Source organism: Catenulispora yoronensis (assembly GCF_039531695.1).
Classification (GTDB): domain Bacteria; phylum Actinomycetota; class Actinomycetes; order Streptomycetales; family Catenulisporaceae; genus Catenulispora; species Catenulispora yoronensis.
In genome coordinates, this window is record NZ_BAAAQN010000035.1 from 67492 (window position 1) to 83313 (window position 15822).

Genomic DNA, 15822 nt, shown 5'->3' on the forward strand with positions numbered 1-15822 from the left:
TTCTCAGACGGACGTAACGGCGGGATCGCCGCCGCGGTCAGCGAGGTGTGAAACTGGCCGCGGGTTTCGGTCGGGGTGTGACGTGGATCCCCCTCGGCCATGCAGAGGCCACGTTACATTGCTGCATGCGTGTGCGACGCCTACGCCAACTACGCGAATTGCCTTGAGTATCGCTATGTTGCCGGTGTGCAGCCTGATGCTGCCATAGCGACGCATACCGTCATGATCAGGGCCTCTCTGGCGGCGGGCTCGGTTTCCGGTCCTCCATCATTCCGTGGAACAGCTCGATCAGCCCGTCGCGGATCTCCGTCCGGCTCGGTACCTCGCGGTTTCCGGCGCCGGCCACCGAGTCGAACATCAGGCCCTCGCTCCACGCGATGAACGAGCGGCTGTTGCGGTCGGGATCGGGGGTGCCGAGCGCGGCCATCAACGAGCGCGCGGGCTCGCGGAAGGTCCGTCCGGCGGTGTCGTAGATGGTGCGCAGTTCCGGGCGCCTGGTTGCCTCCAGGGCGAGTTCGAAACGCGCCAGCAACTGATCGCGGCGCACCGTGAGGGTGTCGTGGAGCTGGGTGGCCACCAGATCGGCCGCCAGTTCCGGGCTGAGCCTCGGCAGCGCGAGCAGACCCTCCGGGTTCGCCGCGTTCTCGAAGACTTCCGCCTCCAGGCGGCACAGCCGCGCGAACGTCGTCTCCAGGAGGGCGGTGCGGGTGCGCGCGTGGTTGGAGGTGGAGCCCGGCGGCAGGCCGGCGGCCTCGTCGACGGCGCGGTGGGTGAGCCCGCGGAGCCCGCGCTCGGCGAGCAGGGCGATGGCGGTGTCGCCGATGAGGTCGGGGCGGGAGGTCATGGTCCGAGCCTAACAGTTGACGACTACGCCTGTAGTGGCGTAGAACTACATCCGTAGTCGGAACTACGGATGTAGTGGAGAACGTCATGAAGGTGGAGAGTGCGATGAAGGCAGTCGTGGTGGGCGCGGGTTTCGGCGGTCTGGCGGCGGCGGTCGGGCTGCACCAGCGGGGATGGGACGTGACGGTGGTCGAGCGGGCCCCCGAGTTGCTGCCGGTCGGCGCCGGGCTCGTGATCGCGCCGAACGGGCTGAAGGCTCTGGACACCTTGGGTGCGGGCAACGAGGTCCGAAAACTCGCCGCGCTGAACGGCGATGCCGCCTTGCGCCGGCCCGGCGGCGGGATCGTCGTGCGGACCGCCGGGGACGCGATCGTCCGGCGATTCGGCGACGCGATGATGCCCGCGACGCGGGCAGCGGTCATGGACGTGCTGACGGCGATGCTGCCGCGCGACGCACTGCGGCTGGGTGTCGCGGCGACCGGCCTCGAACCCGGCCTCGAACCCGGCGGCGGATCGGCGCGCCCGGTGCTGCTGACGCAGTCCGGGGTGATGCCGGCGGACTTGATCGTCGCCGCCGACGGGGTGAACTCGGCGTTGCGCAAGGCGTTGTTCCCGGAGCATCCCGGCCCGGTCTTCAGCGGATTCACGGCCTGGCGGATGCTGGTCCCGGCGCCGCCGGGGGACTATCTGCCCGGGGAGACCTGGGGCGACGGGCAGGTCTTCGGCGTCACGCCGTTGGCCGACGGCCGGATATACGCATACGCGGCAGATCACGCCGCCGCCGGCGTCACATATCCGGATGAGAAAGCTGAGCTTCTGCGGCGCTTCGGAAGCTGGCACCACCCGATCCCCGAGATCATCGCGGCCGCGGGGCCGGGGGGCATCCTGCACAACGACGTATATGAGATGGCTGATCCTTTGCCCGCGTACCACCGGGGAGCGGTCGCTGTACTAGGAGACGCGGCCCATGCCATGACTCCGCATCTGGGGCAGGGCGCGAATCAGGCCATGGAGGACGCTGTCACGCTCGCGGCGCTTGCCGGACCGGCCAGGAACGGCGTGGAGCTTGAGAAGGCGCTTGCGCGCTATACGGAACTGAGAGCTCCGCGCGGCGCCGACATAGTGAAGCGTTCCCATAAGCTCGGCGCGCTGACCCAGACCAGGTCGCGGCCCAAGGCGGCGCTGCGGAACGGCGCGATGCGCCTCGCCGGGCGCGTGGTCCCGGACCTGGCACTGCGGGCGATGGATCCGGTTGTCGCATGGCAACCGCCGCTGTGACCGTAGGCTAGGCCGCATGTCCCAGAGCGCGCCACACCCCGTCCCGATCCGTTACGGCTTCCTAGGCCCGGCCGGGACTTTTACGGAGGCGGCGCTGCTCAGCGTTCCTGGCGCCCAGGAAGCGGAACGCCTCCCCTATGAGTCGGTGCCCGCCGCGCTGGACGCGGTGCGGCGCGGCGAGGTGGCCGGCGCGGTCGTCGCGTTCGAGAACTCGGTGGAGGGCGCGGTCCCGGCCACGCTGGACGACCTGTCCATCGAGGAGCCGCCGCTGCACATCGTGCGGGAGATCCTGCTGCCGGTGGAGTTCGCCCTCATGGGCCGGCCGGACACCAAGGTGGAGGACATCAAGACCGTCGCCAGCCACCCGCACGCCTATCCGCAGTGCCGGAAGTGGCTGGCCGAGCACCTGCCCGACGCGCGGTGGATCGCGGCGTCGTCCAACGCCGACGCGGCGCGGCTGGTGTCCGAGGGCGTGCACGACGCCGCCCTGGCCGGGGCGTTCGCGGCGCCGTTCTACCACCTGACGGTGCTCGCCAAGGACATCCACGACGTCGGCGGGGCGGTCACGCGGTTCGTGATGGTGGTCCCGCCGGGGCCGGCGCCGGACCGCACCGGGGCCGACAAGACCTCGCTCGCGGTCGTGCTGCGCGACAACCACCCCGGGGCGCTGCTGGAGATCCTTGAGGAGTTCGCGGTGCGCGGCGTGGACCTGACCCGGATCGAGTCCCGGCCCACGCGGTCGCGGCTGGGTACGTACTGGTTCTCCATCGACTGCGAGGGGCACCTTGAGGACGAGCGCGTCGGCGAGGCGCTGATGGGGCTGCGCCGGGTCGCCGCCGAGGTGCGCTACCTGGGCAGCTATCCGCGCGCCGACGAGCGGCCCGTGGAGGTCCGGCCAGGGACCTCCGACGAGGAGTTCGACGAGGCGGCGGCCTGGCTGCGCGGGCTCAGGAGCCGATGAGCGCGTTCAGCAGGGTCTCGCGCTCCTGGATCGCCGTGTAGAGCTGCTCGGAGATGGAGCGCAGGGCGGTGAGGGAGTCGTACTGATAGGCCGCCAGGACGTCGGCCATCGGGTTCTCCATCAGCGTCTGGCGCTCCAGGGCCAGCTCCGCCTGCTTGGCGCGCAGCCAGATGAGGCGGTTGCGCAGCCACATCTCGCGCTGCGGCGCGTCCGGCGCCGGCCCGGAGGCCGCCAGCGACCACTCCTCGCTGAGCTTCTGGAGCCCGGCGAGGTCGTCCTTCTCGTACGCGGCGTTCACGCGGGTGATGAAGGCCGAGCGGCGCGCGATCTCCGTCGGGTCCTGGACCAGGTCCGGGTGCGACCGGCGGGCCAGCTCGCGGTACAGGCGCTGGGCGGTCTTGCTGGGCCGGACCGGGCCGTCGGAGTCGGCCGCGGGCTCCGCGCCGGCCGCCTGCTCCCGCTTCGCGCGGGCGGCCCCGGGGTCGCCGCCGTCCCCGTCGGCCCCCTCGGCGTCGTCGGCCGGGAACAGCAGCGGGTCCTCGCCGTCCACCTTGGCCCGCGCCTCCACGGCACGGCGGATCGCCTCGGGGTCGCCGGTCATCGCCGCCTCGGTCTCGGCGGTGAGCGCGTCCAACTCGTCCAGCCGGGTGTACAGCGGGCCCAGCTGGATCTGGTGCAGCCGGGTGAACTGGTCGAGCTCGGCGCGCAGCGTCTCGACGGCCACCTGCGTGTCGAGCAGGTTCGTCTCGGCCACCACGACGGCGTCCTCCAGACTCTGGAACAACGGCTCACTCATGGCCTGGGCAGTCTCCACGGTTTGTCCTCACAGATTTACTCAGGGCACTGCGGCAGAGAGGGTACAGGAGTGGCACAGGGTGACGACTCCGTCTTCGTGCGTACTGTGGTGCGCAGGATGATCGACCTTAACGCAAATCCGGGCGAACGCCTCCGGGGCCCCGGCCCCGGCGCCACCACCTCGGCCCGGACGCCGTCGCGCCGGGACCCGCGGACGATGTGCTTTTTCAGATCGGTGCTCCAGACGCTTTCGCTCGGGCGGCCGGTGACCGGATGCGGTATGTGAAGCCCCACGGCGTGCTGTCCGACCGGGGCGTGCCCGGTCCGAGCGGAGGCGATGTCGGCGCGGCGGCCCCGGACGCGGCAGCGCACAGGATCCCCGCCGAGGCCGGACCCGCCCGGAGGGGATTTCCGGCAGCCGACCACCACCACGGGACCCCCGACCCTCGCCGAAGTCTTCGCGCCCCGAGCGTACACGCCCCGGGGGACACAGGTCCCGCGATCGACACCAGGAGCGCTGCTGTCAACCCCGGAGGAGCCCACCGCCCGGGGTCGCCACCCCGGCGCCCACCCACAGAATCAGACACCTGATTCACCCCCCGGGCGCCGCACAGCTCCACTACACCGACCTTCTCGCCCGATTCGGATACCCGCCAAGAGCGGCCCGCCCGAGCGCCGACTGCCCCGCACCCCGAAAGCCCTCACCGGGCTCAGGATCCGCTCCGGTGCGCTGCCGAGGAATGCGCGGCGGCCCCGGGACCGACGGCTCCGGCTGTGGCGGATCCGGCTCGGGCGGCTCCGAAGGCGGCGGCCCGGAGCCGGGCCCGGCGAGCTGAGGACCGGACCCGGTCGGCGGCCAGGCGCCGGAGTAGAGATTCTCTTCGGCGGCGGCGATGGGCGGGCGGTACGGCTGGGAGCGCAGCGCATCGGGGATGTCCAGGCCGGTCACCGCTGCGCGGGAGGGCATTTGCGGCGGTGCTTGCTCGGCGAGGGGGTCGCGATCGATCGGGGACGTGAGCGCGGGCCAGGGGGAATCGGCGGCGGAGTTTGGCGCAGCGACGGGAGCGAAAGGCGGTGCAGACGCGGGGGTTGGTGCGGCGGCGGGGGCCGGTACGGACATGCTGCTTGGCGGGGCAGTGGCGCTCGGGGAGGTGATCGGCACTGCTGCTCTTAGGAGTTCGGCAGCGGATGCCTGGACGGCTGCGGAAGCAAGTGCGGTCGCGGAAGCAAGTGCCGCACCGGGACCAAGTTCGGCAGGTTCAGGGGCGGAAGCCAGTGCAACACCAAGACCAAGTTCGGCCCGAGAATTCGGATCGGTGGCGGAAGCGTGTGCGACACCGGGGCTCAGTTCAGCGGCGGGGCTTAGCGCGGCGCCGGGACCCAGTGCGATGGCGGAGGCTTGTGCGGCAGGGGCATGCGGTCCGGTGGCTGAAGTCTGTGTGGCAGCGGAACTTGGTTCGGCAGCGGCATGCAGTCCGGCGGCCGATGTCTGGGCGGAGGCCGAACTTGGTTCGGCACCGGGACTCAGCTCGGTGGCGAAGGCCGGTGCGGCAGGCGAGGGCGGTACTGCGGCGGGGCTCAGCTCGGTCGTGGAAGCCACTCCGGTTGTGGAAGCCACTCCGGTCGCGGAAGCTGCTTCGGTCGTGGAAGGTGCTCCGTCCGTGGAGCCCGGTTCTGCCGCTGTCAGGAGTTCGGGGCGGGGGCGGAGGGTGTCGGGGTCCAGCCAGCCTTGTTTCACGGCTTCTTGTTGGCAGCCGGTGCGGGAGCGGCCGGCGGCGGTGGAGATGGCGGGCCAGCTTTGGCCGAGGCGGAGGCGGCGGAGGAGGTCGGCGCGTTGGTCGTCGGTCCAGCGGGTGCCGTGGTTGGGCCAGATGCTTTTGCGGCGGGCGAGTTCGGGGTTGGGTTGTTTGGCGAACCAGGTGATGGAGCGGAGTTGGCCCTGGTCGGCGATGTAGACGACTTCGCCTTGGTGGTGGAAGACGAGTTGGTCGTCGTGGAACTCGATGCCGTCGGCCGGGATCATGAGCTGGGCGCCCGGGGTGGTTTCCGGGGCGGCTATGAGTTCGGCGCGGAGCCATGGGGTGGTCATGGGGTCCCCCTCTGCGGTGGTTTGGGGTGGTTGGTGCTTTCAGGGTGGCAGAGGGGTGGGGGTGGATGTAGGGCGAATCGGGTGATCGGGGATAAGACGTTTTATATTATCTCGGGGCTTTGCGGGCCCGGTTGCGGGTCAGCAGGAGGCTGACCAGCATGCCGGCCAGGAAGGTGCCGGACAGGGTGAGCCACATGGGGGAGGTCACGGTCACCAGCCAGAAGGTGATGCTGGCCTTGTGGGTGTTGGCCAGGATGAACCAGATGGCGATCACCGCGATGACGATGGCGCCGATCAGGCGGGAGCGCTCGGCTTTGTCGGCCGCGGAGCGGGGCGGTGCCGGTGGGGGCTTCGGTGCGTCGGTCGTCATGAACGCCCTGTTGCCCCGCCCGGGGTCCGGGAATCGCGCGTTGCCCCGAATGTGCGACGGTCGGGGTGTCAGTGCCCGTTCAGGGAGAAGACCACCGAGCCGAAGGAGACCTCGTCGCCCGGGTGGACGGCGGTGGGGGCGGTGATCCGCCAGCCGTTGACCCGGGTGCCGTTGGTGGAGCCGAGGTCGACCAGGAACCAGCCGGCGTGGGAGCGGCGGAACTCGGCGTGGTAGCGGGACACCGTGGTGTCGAACAGTTGCAGGTCGCATTCCGGCATGCGGCCGATGCGCAGCGTCGCCTGCGGGCCGCCGGGCAGGGACAGGCGGGGCAGGGACGGGCCGCGCCAGGCCGCCTTGACCCGGAAGCGGAAGTGCGCCACGGCGGCGACCGCGTTGACCATGCGCTGGCCGAGTCCCGGGCGCGGCGGCGGGATCGGCAGGTCGGAGACGAGCTGGGTCAGCTCGCTGTGCGAGCGCACCGCCAGTACCTGATCGATGCGGTGCGAGAACGTGTCGCTGGACAGCCGGCCGACCTCGGCACCGGCCGCGAGCTTCTCGATGGCGTCATCGCGCTCTGCGTCCGAGGGCCGGTGGTCCGGCGGCTGCCAGGCGGCGTTCCCGAACGATGGACCTCCCATGGAGCAATTGTCAGGTGTCGGCCGAGCGGGTGTCCAGCAAGACCGCGCCCGGCCGTCGGACCGACCTGGAGGGGACTGCTCAGCGGGCTGCTTCGGGGGGCCGGTCTCAGCCGCGCGGATCTGTGACTTGTCCGAGGAACAGGATCTGGCCGCTGACCGTGTCGCGGATCAGGAACAGGAACGGACGGTCGACGTGCATCGTGACCGGCTTGGTCGTCGCCCGCGCGGCGCCGGCCGCGATCGAGACGCCGGAGGCGGCGGCCGCCGTGGTGCCGTCCTCGTCGACGGCGACGTGGGTCTTCTGCACCACGGTGCCCACCGACAGCGGCTCCGGCTTGGCCGGGATGCCGCTCAGGTCCGCGGTGCTCGCGTCGAACACCGAGGTCATGCCCAGCGCGGCCAGCGCCTCCTTCAGTTGCAGGCTGGTGTCGAAGGTGAACTTCGGCAGCCGGAGGTCCACGTCGGCCTCCGAGGCCGAGCCCGCCATCGCCGCCAGCTTCTCGGCGGTCAGGCCCTTGCGGAAGCTGTCGAAGGTCCCGGCGGCGGGGAGCACAACGTCCATCGCCAGGTGGTCCTGCTCGTAGGGCAGCTCGACGTACTGCCAGCCGGTGTCCTCGGCGTAACCGAAGCCGTGGAACTGGGACATCGTCGGGACCGCGGGCGTGCCGCCGTCCGGCAGATGGAACGGGACGTCGGTGGTGCCGCCCTTCTTGAAGGTCTCGGCCCACTTGGCCTTGAAGTACAGCGCGTCGGTGAGGGCCAGCCGGGTGCTCGGGTCGAGCGAGCCCGGCCCGAACAGGTCCTTGATCAGTCCGTTGGTCTGGTCCTGTACCGCCTTGTTGATCGTCTGCCGGGCGGCCTCCGGCGACCCCGCGAAGTCGACCTCGTGCATGCCGGTGTCGAACGCGGAGGCCAGGGTCTTCAAATACGGCTGCTGGAGGTCGTAGCCCTGCTGCGTCCAGGCGCTGTCGAACTGCTGGAGGTCCGCCTTGTCGGCCAGCACCCGCTGCACGGTGGCCGCGTTCAGCGCGCCCAGAGCGTTCGCGAACTGATCCGCCGGCAGCGTGGTGTGCAGGGTCTTGGCCATCTCGGCCGCGGTCTGGCCCTTGGCGCCGGGCAGCAGCATCGCCAGCACGGTGGCCAGGCTGGTCGGCGAGACCATGACGTTGCCGCTCTTGCCGTCGGTGACGGCCTGGAAGACGTCGACGCCGAAGGCGTTGGCGCTGGTGGCCGCGGCGGTCAGGGCGGTCGGCGGCACGGTCGCCCGCTCGGCGTCCACCCGGACCAGCGCGGAGTCCTTCGGCTTCCCCGCTCCGGACGAGCACGCCGTCAGCGCGACGAGGGAGGCGGCGGCGATGAGTGCTATCTGCTTACGAGCCATGCGGATTGGACGCGGGCGGGGCGCATCCGGTTTCCCGAACGAGTGAGTGACTGCGTCCGGCGTTGATCGTTGAAGCCGGCATGAACGTCATGACCGTCTCCCCGGTGGCCCCGAACCATGTCACGCAGAACAACGAGCAGCGCGTTGTCGAGGAAGTTGTTGACATTCCGCAGCAGCAGGACGCCGAGTCCACGCCGAATCCCGAGGGGGAGGGGTCCCCGGAATCGATCGCCGAGATGACCGCCGAGATGACTGCGGAGGCGCCCGCGGAGCCGACTGCGGAGCCGACTGCCGAGGTAGCCGAGGTCCCTGAGACGACCGAGGAGAAGGAGACCGTCGAGGAGAAGGACGAGAAGAAGGCCGCTGCCAAGCCGAAGCGCAAGAGCGCGCCCCGCAAGGCCGCCGGCGGCACCAAGACCCTCGTCGTCCTGAAGGACGGCCGGGTGCAGTACGCCGACACCGACTCCGTGCTCGTGGTGGATCTCGACGAGGCCTCCTCCCCCGACACCGACGTCCACGACGTCCTGGACCGCCTCACCGAGCTGCGCGACGCCGTGGAGTCGCCCGGCAAGGTGGACGCGGTCAAGGCCCTGACCGACCTGATCCAGGAGAAGGCGCTCGGCTAGCGGCCGGCGGGAGAGCCGGGCTCCGGCGGACACCGACCGCCGGAGCCGGGCGCTCAGCCCTCCGACGGCTGCCAGAGCGGCTCGTCGACGGTGAAGCCCACCGGCTCGCCCCAGCCGTTGCGGTACGCCACCTCGTGGGCCGGCCGGCGCGGCGCCACGGCCCAGCGGCCGGTCGGGTAGCCGAAGGACACGCAGCAGGCCTGCTTCCAGTCGCCCTCGGCCGGGACGCCCAGGATCTCCTTCACCCGCTCGTCGTGGAACGCGCCGAGGATCGAGGTCAGGGCACTGCCGACACCGTCGGCCCGGGCCGCGAGCTGGGCGCTCCAGACCGCCGGGAAGATGGAGCCGCCGGACCGGTCCGCCTGCACGAACGCGAACAGGAACAGCGGCACCTGCTCGAAGTGGTCGGCCAGCCATTGCGAGGACTTCGCCATCCTGGCCATCTGGGCCGACTCCGGGCTGTCCGGGGCGGCGGCCGCCGCGGCGATCCGGGGTGCGTACAGGGTGCGGTAGAGCTGGTCCAGGGCGTCGCGGTAGAGCGGGCCCAGGAGGTTCTTCTTCTCGGGGTCGTCGAGCAGCAGGAACCGCCAGTTCTGGGTGTTGCCCCCGGAGGGCGCGCGGATCGCGGCGTCGAGGATCCGGGCCTGGACCGGCTCCGGGATCGGGTCCGGCTTGACCCGGCGCATGGCGCGGGTGGTGTAGAGCGCTTCGTAGACGTCCATGGCTACCGCACAGTAGGTACCATCCTCGGCCGAGACAAGTGGGGGACGGGCTACCCCGGGCGAAGGGCGTAACTCAGACGTTCGGCGACCGCCGCCTGGGCCAGCCGCGCGGCGGTCGCGTTGTCCACAGCCAGGAAGACCAGACCCCCGTCGTCCGGCGCCGCACGGCTCAGTGAACCGGCCTCCGCGGCGTGCGCGATCTCGAGCACTGAGACGTCGGCCGCCACCGTCGTCCCACTGCGTGACCGCCCGGCGGGTGCGGTCCGGTCCGGGTCGGCGACGGGCCCGTCGGGGTCGGCCGGATCCGGGGGCGCGCCCGGTCCGGCGTCGCGGGCGGCCAGCACGTCGATCCGGTCGCCGGGGCGCAGATAGCCGGTGCTGCCGGGATCGGCGAACCGGACGGGGACCGCGACCAGGCCGCTCATCTGGGGTTCCGCCGCGAATCGGGGCGGACGGCGCGGCGGCGGGCCGGTGTGCTCGGCGGACAGCAGGGCCATCGAGACGCCGGCGAACCCGGCGGCGCCGACCACCCGCAGCCGCCTGGCGCGGGAGGAATGACGCCGCCCGGCCATCCGGGCGGCGAGCTTCGATCGGTGGACGGCCGGGCCGGGCCGGAACGCGGTGGGCGGCATGGGATCCCCCTGGGCGTAGTCGGGACGCTTCAGGGAGTAATGATCCGCAGCGGTCCGCAACCCTGTCCACTGGTTGTCGGGCAGCCTGTGGATAAGTAGGGAGAGGCTGTGGATAACCCGGCGCGGGCCGGGCCGGACTCAGCTGCCGGACGAACTCGACGAACTCGACGACGAGCCGGACGACGAACTCGACGCCGAGGCCGAGCCGGACCCGGAGGACGAGCCCGACGAGCCGGACGAGCCGGAGCCGGACGAGCCCGACGAGGACGAGTCGCTCTTGCCCGAGGACGACCCGGAGCCCGAGGAACCGGAGCCCGAGGACCCGTTCGAGCCGTTCGACGACGAACCCGCCGTCGACGAGCTCGACGCCGACCGGCTGTCGGTCCGGTAGAAGCCGCTGCCCTTGAACACGATGCCCACGGCGGAGAAGACCTTGCGCAGTTCGCCTTGGCAGTTCGGGCAGACGGTCAGCGCATCGTCCGTGAACTTCTGCACGACCTCCAGCGCCTCGCCGCAGTCCTTGCACTGGTACTGGTAAGTCGGCACGGGGAACTCCTTCATCGACCTGGCACTCTGGCCGCCAGACTGCCAATTCTGCGGGATCGGCGCGGGAGCTGTCCAATGCGGCGGTGGCACACAGTGACGCACATCACTTCGGGGCCGCTTCGAGGCCGCTTTCGGAGCCGCCTCAGGGGTCGGATCCGGCACCGCGACCGCACCGTCGCAGAGCCGCTCGAAGCCGGCCGGCTCCGATCAGAACAGCGGGATCTCGAACCAGACGAACTTCCCGGCGTCCGTGGGCCGCGCGCCCCACCGCGCCGACAGCGCGTCCACGAGATACAACCCGCGCCCGCCCTCATCTGTTTCCGCCGCCTGCCGGATCCGGGGCAGCCGCACGTCCGGGTCGTGCACCTCGATCCACAGCGCCCGCAGCCCCCGGCGCAGCACCAGGTCCAGCCGCCGCGAGCCGCCCGGCGCGGTCAGCGTGCCGTCCAGCATCCCCAGCTCGTCCAGCAGCCCGGGCTCGGCGAGCAGGTCCATCTCGTTGTCCTCGTCCAGGGCCCCGAGGTGGTTGGCGTACTCCCGGACCGCGGCCAGCTCCAGCATGTCCTCGGCCAGCGGCGGCGGCTCGGCCTCCGGGAACCGGTCGGAGTCGGTGAACGACCACGGCGAGGGCCGCGGCCCGCTGGCGTGCCGCACCGCGTTCGTGATCAGCTCCGACACCAGCAGCTCGGCCAGCTCCGCGTGCTCGCTCAGGCCCCACTCGCGCAGCACCGCCCGGGTGTGGTGGCGCGCCGCGAACGCCGCCTCCGGCCGGGCCGGCAGCGCCAGCCGGGACAGCGGCAGGTCGACCGTGGAGGTGGCCATCGCCAGCACGGCCTGGTCGTCGTGCGCCTCGCTCCCGGCGGCCCGCAGCGCGGCCCGGCAGATCGCGCGCGGCTCGCGCACCACCCGCTCGATGGCCTCGCACAGCGTCCGCACACCCTGATCCACCGACTGGTCGCGCCGCTCGACGACCCCGTCGGTGTACATCACCAGCACGTCGCCCGGCGGGATGCTGAAGATGTGGTCGTCGAACTGCACCGCGCCCTTGCCGCCGCCCGGTCCCAGCGGACCGATCCCCAAGGGGACGTCCGGCGGCACCTCCATCGGATACGTGCCGTGCGCGGAAGCCAGCAGCGGCGGCGGATGCCCGGCGTTGGCTAAAGCGCAGCGCCGCGTGAACGGGTCGTAGATCGCGTAGACACAGGTGACGAGGATCTCCTCGTTCAGCCCGCGCACCAGCTCGTCGAGATACGACAGCAACTGCCCGGGCTGCACATCGAGCACCGCATAGGCCCGCAGCGCCGCGCGCAACTGCCCCATCACCGCGGCGGCGTGCGCGCCCCGGCCCTGTACGTCCCCGATCACCACGCCGATCCGCCCGGCGGACAGCTCCACCACGTCGTACAGGTCGCCGCTCACCTCGGAGGCGGCACCCGGCGCGTAGCCCACGCGGATCGAGACCCCGTCGGGCAGCGGCAGATCGGTCGGCAGCAAGGACTTCTGAAGCGCCAACGCCAGCGTCCGCTGGCGGTCGAACATCGCCGCGTTCTCCAGGGCCAGCCCGGCCCGCGCCGCCAGCTCCTCGACCAGCTCCAGGTCCGCCGTGTCGTAGCGCGGCGTCGGATCGGCGTCCTCGGTCAGGGCGATGGCCAGCACGCCCCGCACCCCGCTGGGCGCCAGCAGCGGCACCGCGATCAGCGACTTGGCGTCCAGCAGCAGCGACTTCCGGTCGCACTCCTCGTCCGGGTCCAGCGGCTTGACCCGCGGCGCGCCCTGGATCAGCACCGGCCGCCCGGTCCGCAGCGCGCGGTCGCAGGGGTGCCGGGCCGGGTAGTGGATCTCGGTGCCCGCCCGCATGGGAGGGCAGGGCGCGGTGTCCGTGCTGTGCACCGTTACCAGGCGCTGCGCCACCCCGTTCTCGTCCAACAGGTCCACCACACAGGTGTCGGCGAACGCCGGGACCAGGATCTCGGCCAGCGCCGCCAGGGTCCGGCCGGTGTCCAGCGAGGTCCCCAGCTGCATCCCGGCCCGCGACAGCACCGCGGCGCGCACCGCCGCCCGCGCGGCGGCCCGCTGCTGGTCGTCCCGGCTGGCGTCGGTCCCGAACAGGTCGATCGCCGTCACCACGGTCCCGGTGATCAGGCCGCCGCTGGTCATCGGGGCGGCCCGGACCCGGGCCAGCAGCGAGTCGCCGTTGCGGGTGGTGATCGGGAAGGAGCCCTCCCAGGTGCCGCCGCGCTGCACCGTGGAGCCGATGGCGTCCAAGTGGGTCTGCGCGTTGCCGTTGAGGCCGTCGGTGACCACGAACTCGGTCCAGGGCCGGCCCAGCACCTCGTCGCCGTTGTAGCCGAACAGCTCCTCGGCGGCCGGGTTCCAGCCGGTGATCAGGCCGCGGCGGTTGAGCACCACCACCGGGTCGGGCAGCGCCTCCAGCACGGCGATCGCCGCGCTCTGCGTCGCGTTGTTGGGCACCAGCTCGGCCGATGGCTGCAACCGGGCGTGCGGGAGCTGTTCCCCGGTCCCCGGCTGACGTCGCATGTGAGATACCAAACCGCTCTGCCGAACCCTGTCCTTCTTCAAGCGCCGAGTCTGCCACTTGCGGTCCCCTCCGCGCGAGGAAACGAGCCGGGAGATTACCGCCAGTCCCGAACCTCGTGCCCTGCGACGGCCATGTCGACGGCGCGGTCGTGCGGCTCCACCGGGATGTCCACGTCCGTTTCACCGGGATAGAGCAGTGCCGCGACCCGGGGGCGCACGGCCGCGCCGGACGCCTCGATCCCGGCCAGCACCCGGTCGTAGCTGCCGCCGCCGCGGCCCATCCGCACCCCGTCCGGTGACACGGCCAGCGCCGGGACCACGATCCAGGCGGCCGCCAGCACGGCGTCGCGGCCCAGCGACACGGCGGGTTCCGGGATGGGGCTGGGGCGGGTGCCGCCGGGCGGAATCCTTCGAACGAGTGAATCAGGGCCGGAGTACCACCCCCACGACAGGTTCATGTCATTCTCTAGAATGGGTAACAGGACACGGACACCGCGTGCGTGCAGTCCCGCCAGCAGCGGACCCGTGTCCGGTTCGGTGCCGAACGACGCGTAGGCGGCGACCACCTCGGCCTCGCCGATCCGGTCCAGCAACACGTCCAGCAGCACCTCGCACGCCTGCGCCGAGAGGCGCGCGCGCAGGTCGGGGGCGCACGCCCGGCGCGCGTCCAGCAACCGTGACCGGATCGTGCCCTTGGCGGTGCTCGGCTCGTTGGAATGATTCGTCATGCTGTGCTCAAGAATGCCAGGCCGGAGAGGAGCTCCACCCCATGACTCCCACGGCGGCCGCCTTGGTGTTCCTGGCGGTGGCCTGCGTCTGCCTCGGCGGCACCACCCTGGTGCTGCGCCGCAAGCTCGACCGGCTCCAGGAGAGCACCCGCGCCGCGCTCGCCGAGGCGGCCGACGAGGTGACCGGTCTGGAACAGGGCCGGGAGGACCTGGAGCGGCTCTCCGCGATCGACCCGCTGACCGGCGTCTGGAACTACCGCCACCTGCAGGGCACGCTGGCCCGCGAGCTGGAGTCGGCGCGGACCACGGGCACCGGCGGCGCGCTGCTGATGATCGACGTCGACGACTTCCGCCGGGTCAACGCCGCGCACGGCCACCAGCGCGGGTCGGCGGTGCTGCGCGAACTCGCCCAGCGCCTGGCCCTGGAAGTGCGCACCGCCGACACCTTCGCGCGCTACGGCGGCGAGGAGTTCGTCCTGATCCTGCCGGGCACCAACGCCGACACCGCGGCGAAGGTCGCCGAGCGTCTCTGTTACGCCATCCGGAAAGTCGCCTTCGATCCCGGCCCGGACAGCGACCCCGAGCAGGGGCCCCTGCAATTGACGATCTCCATTGGTGGTGTGACATATCCGGATCACGGCACCCATGCGACGACGCTTTTGCGTCAAGCTGACGAATATCTCATGGCGGCTAAACGCAACTCTCATGGAAGTTGGCAGATCGCCTGATAACGTCCGCCTCATGGTGGAGGTTCGAAAAGCAGTCATTCCGTCGGCGGGTCTGGGCACCCGGTTCCTTCCCGCGACCAAGGCGACGCCCAAAGAGATGCTGCCCGTCATCGACAAACCCACGATCCAGTATGTCGTCGAGGAGGCGGTGACAGCCGGACTGACCGACGTCCTGATGGTCACCGGCCGCAACAAGCGCCCGCTGGAGGACCACTTCGACCGCGCGGCGGAGCTGGAGGAGGCCCTGGCCGCGAAGGGCGACGAGACCCGGCTGGAGCTGGTGCGCGCGTCGTCGAACATGGCGAACGTCCACTACGTGCGGCAGGGCGACCCCAAGGGGCTGGGCCACGCCGTGCTGAAGGCGGCGTCCTACGTCAACGGCGAGCCGTTCGCGGTGCTGCTCGGGGACGACTTCATCGACGAGCGGGACCCCCTGCTCCCGGCGATGATCGAGGTCCGCAAGCGCTACGGCGGCTCGGTCGTCGGCCTCATCGAGGTCCCCGAGGAGCACATCCACATGTACGGATGCGCCGCCGTGAAGCCCGCCCCGGACGGCCCCGGCCTGCCGTTCGAGCACACCAGCCTGATCCAGATCACCGACCTGGTGGAGAAGCCGGCCGCCGCGCAGGCGCCGTCGAACCTGGCTGTGATCGGCCGCTACGTGCTCGACCCGGCGGTGCTCGACGTGCTGGCCGAGACCCCGCCCGGGCGCGGCGGGGAGATCCAGCTCACCGACGCGCTGCGCACCCTGGCCGGGAACCCCGACCTCGGCGGCCCGGTGCACGGCGTGGTCTTCACCGGCCGCCGCTACGACACCGGCAACCCGATCGACTACCTGAAGACCGTCGTCCAGCTCGCCGTGGACCGTCCGGACCTCGGCAAGGAGTTCCGGGAGTGGCTCTCCTCGTACGTGCACGAGGGTTTCCAGGTCTGACCCGGTCCTCCGG

At 71.4% G+C, this 15822-nt stretch carries 16 protein-coding genes; 6 read left to right on the top strand and 10 right to left on the bottom strand.

Translation table 11 applies throughout. The features are described from left to right. Window positions 1-226: 226 nt before the first annotated feature. The gene (locus ABD481_RS26155) at window positions 227-844 is read right to left on the bottom strand and encodes a TetR/AcrR family transcriptional regulator (protein WP_344668400.1); all 618 of its coding nucleotides are present in this window, start codon (window positions 842-844) and stop codon (window positions 227-229) included. Window positions 845-930: 86 nt separating this feature from the next. Here ABD481_RS26155 and ABD481_RS26160 point away from each other — a divergent pair, with 86 nt between their 5' ends. Together ABD481_RS26160 and pheA are read left to right on the top strand one after the other, a co-directional pair. Then, window positions 931-2121, top strand: a complete 1191-nt coding sequence (locus tag ABD481_RS26160; RefSeq protein ID WP_344668401.1) for an FAD-dependent monooxygenase — start codon at window positions 931-933, stop codon at window positions 2119-2121. A 16-nt stretch (window positions 2122-2137) separates the two neighbouring features. Further along, window positions 2138-3082 (top strand): prephenate dehydratase, encoded by a 945-nt coding sequence (gene pheA / locus ABD481_RS26165; protein WP_344668402.1) that lies wholly within the window; start codon window positions 2138-2140, stop codon window positions 3080-3082. On the opposite strand, the gene ABD481_RS26170 is transcribed toward pheA, so the two are convergent. Continuing rightward, window positions 3069-3878, bottom strand: a complete 810-nt coding sequence (locus ABD481_RS26170) for a hypothetical protein (RefSeq protein ID WP_344668403.1) — start codon at window positions 3876-3878, stop codon at window positions 3069-3071. The two genes, pheA and ABD481_RS26170, sit on opposite strands and share 14 nt — an antisense overlap. Before the next feature lie 218 nt (window positions 3879-4096). On the opposite strand from ABD481_RS26170, the gene ABD481_RS26175 reads away from it, so the two are divergent. Beyond that, entirely contained in the window at window positions 4097-4468 is a 372-nt protein-coding gene (locus ABD481_RS26175) for a LamB/YcsF family protein (RefSeq protein WP_344668404.1), read from the top strand. A gap of 1604 nt (window positions 4469-6072) precedes the next feature. Here ABD481_RS26175 and ABD481_RS26180 read toward each other — a convergent pair. The 3 genes from ABD481_RS26180 to ABD481_RS26190 all read right to left on the bottom strand — a co-directional run bounded on the left by ABD481_RS26180 (window position 6073) and on the right by ABD481_RS26190 (window position 8355). After that, window positions 6073-6336, bottom strand: a complete 264-nt coding sequence (locus ABD481_RS26180; protein WP_344668405.1) for a LapA family protein — start codon at window positions 6334-6336, stop codon at window positions 6073-6075. A 68-nt stretch (window positions 6337-6404) separates the two neighbouring features. Next, complete coding sequence (locus ABD481_RS26185; RefSeq protein ID WP_344668406.1) at window positions 6405-6974, bottom strand: FHA domain-containing protein; 570 nt, start codon at window positions 6972-6974, stop codon at window positions 6405-6407. A 106-nt stretch (window positions 6975-7080) separates the two neighbouring features. Then, complete coding sequence (locus ABD481_RS26190; RefSeq protein WP_344668407.1) at window positions 7081-8355, bottom strand: serpin family protein; 1275 nt, start codon at window positions 8353-8355, stop codon at window positions 7081-7083. Window positions 8356-8435: 80 nt separating this feature from the next. Between ABD481_RS26190 and ABD481_RS26195 the strand changes: the two genes are divergently transcribed. Continuing rightward, window positions 8436-8981: a hypothetical protein gene (locus ABD481_RS26195; protein ID WP_344668408.1), complete on the top strand. Its 546-nt coding sequence runs from the start codon at window positions 8436-8438 to the stop codon at window positions 8979-8981. Between the two features lie 53 nt (window positions 8982-9034). Here ABD481_RS26195 and ABD481_RS26200 read toward each other — a convergent pair whose 3' ends face one another. The 5 genes from ABD481_RS26200 to ABD481_RS26220 all read right to left on the bottom strand — a co-directional run bounded on the left by ABD481_RS26200 (window position 9035) and on the right by ABD481_RS26220 (window position 14147). Then, on the bottom strand, window positions 9035-9703 hold the full coding sequence (locus ABD481_RS26200; protein WP_344668409.1) for a nitroreductase family protein: 669 nt from the start codon (window positions 9701-9703) through the stop codon (window positions 9035-9037). A 50-nt stretch (window positions 9704-9753) separates the two neighbouring features. Next, window positions 9754-10335, bottom strand: coding sequence for an RcpC/CpaB family pilus assembly protein (locus ABD481_RS26205; RefSeq protein ID WP_344668410.1), 582 nt, complete (start codon window positions 10333-10335; stop codon window positions 9754-9756). 138 nt (window positions 10336-10473) lie between these two features. Beyond that, a complete protein-coding gene (locus tag ABD481_RS26210) occupies window positions 10474-10881 on the bottom strand; it encodes an FmdB family zinc ribbon protein (RefSeq protein ID WP_344668411.1) in 408 nt (135 codons plus the stop codon). A gap of 207 nt (window positions 10882-11088) precedes the next feature. After that, window positions 11089-13419 carry an ATP-binding SpoIIE family protein phosphatase gene (locus tag ABD481_RS26215; RefSeq protein WP_344668412.1) on the bottom strand — a complete coding sequence of 777 codons (2331 nt, stop codon included), beginning with the start codon at window positions 13417-13419 and terminating at the stop codon, window positions 11089-11091. Between the two features lie 95 nt (window positions 13420-13514). After that, window positions 13515-14147, bottom strand: coding sequence for a 5-formyltetrahydrofolate cyclo-ligase (locus ABD481_RS26220; protein ID WP_344668413.1), 633 nt, complete (start codon window positions 14145-14147; stop codon window positions 13515-13517). 41 nt (window positions 14148-14188) lie between these two features. Here ABD481_RS26220 and ABD481_RS26225 point away from each other — a divergent pair, with 41 nt between their 5' ends. Beyond that, window positions 14189-14875: a GGDEF domain-containing protein gene (locus tag ABD481_RS26225; protein ID WP_344668414.1), complete on the top strand. Its 687-nt coding sequence runs from the start codon at window positions 14189-14191 to the stop codon at window positions 14873-14875. Between the two features lie 13 nt (window positions 14876-14888). Then, entirely contained in the window at window positions 14889-15809 is a 921-nt protein-coding gene (locus ABD481_RS26230; RefSeq protein ID WP_344668415.1) for a UTP--glucose-1-phosphate uridylyltransferase, read from the top strand. The last annotated feature ends 13 nt before the right edge of the window (window positions 15810-15822 follow it).

Bases quoted from the DNA above. Each gene is read 5' to 3' on its own strand.
- ABD481_RS26220 (WP_344668413.1), bottom strand. From the start codon at position 14,147: ATGACGAATCATTCCAACGAGCCGAGCACCGCCAAGGGCACGATCCGG.
- ABD481_RS26200 (WP_344668409.1), bottom strand. From the start codon at position 9,703: ATGGACGTCTACGAAGCGCTCTACACCACCCGCGCCATGCGCCGGGTC.
- ABD481_RS26170 (WP_344668403.1), bottom strand. From the start codon at position 3,878: ATGAGTGAGCCGTTGTTCCAGAGTCTGGAGGACGCCGTCGTGGTGGCC.
- ABD481_RS26225 (WP_344668414.1), top strand. From the start codon at position 14,189: ATGACTCCCACGGCGGCCGCCTTGGTGTTCCTGGCGGTGGCCTGCGTC.
- ABD481_RS26190 (WP_344668407.1), bottom strand. From the start codon at position 8,355: ATGGCTCGTAAGCAGATAGCACTCATCGCCGCCGCCTCCCTCGTCGCG.
- ABD481_RS26185 (WP_344668406.1), bottom strand. From the start codon at position 6,974: ATGGGAGGTCCATCGTTCGGGAACGCCGCCTGGCAGCCGCCGGACCAC.
- ABD481_RS26155 (WP_344668400.1), bottom strand. From the start codon at position 844: ATGACCTCCCGCCCCGACCTCATCGGCGACACCGCCATCGCCCTGCTC.
- ABD481_RS26180 (WP_344668405.1), bottom strand. From the start codon at position 6,336: ATGACGACCGACGCACCGAAGCCCCCACCGGCACCGCCCCGCTCCGCG.
- ABD481_RS26195 (WP_344668408.1), top strand. From the start codon at position 8,436: ATGAACGTCATGACCGTCTCCCCGGTGGCCCCGAACCATGTCACGCAG.
- pheA (WP_344668402.1), top strand. From the start codon at position 2,138: ATGTCCCAGAGCGCGCCACACCCCGTCCCGATCCGTTACGGCTTCCTA.
- ABD481_RS26160 (WP_344668401.1), top strand. From the start codon at position 931: ATGAAGGTGGAGAGTGCGATGAAGGCAGTCGTGGTGGGCGCGGGTTTC.
- ABD481_RS26230 (WP_344668415.1), top strand. From the start codon at position 14,889: ATGGTGGAGGTTCGAAAAGCAGTCATTCCGTCGGCGGGTCTGGGCACC.
- ABD481_RS26205 (WP_344668410.1), bottom strand. From the start codon at position 10,335: ATGCCGCCCACCGCGTTCCGGCCCGGCCCGGCCGTCCACCGATCGAAG.
- ABD481_RS26215 (WP_344668412.1), bottom strand. From the start codon at position 13,419: ATGCGACGTCAGCCGGGGACCGGGGAACAGCTCCCGCACGCCCGGTTG.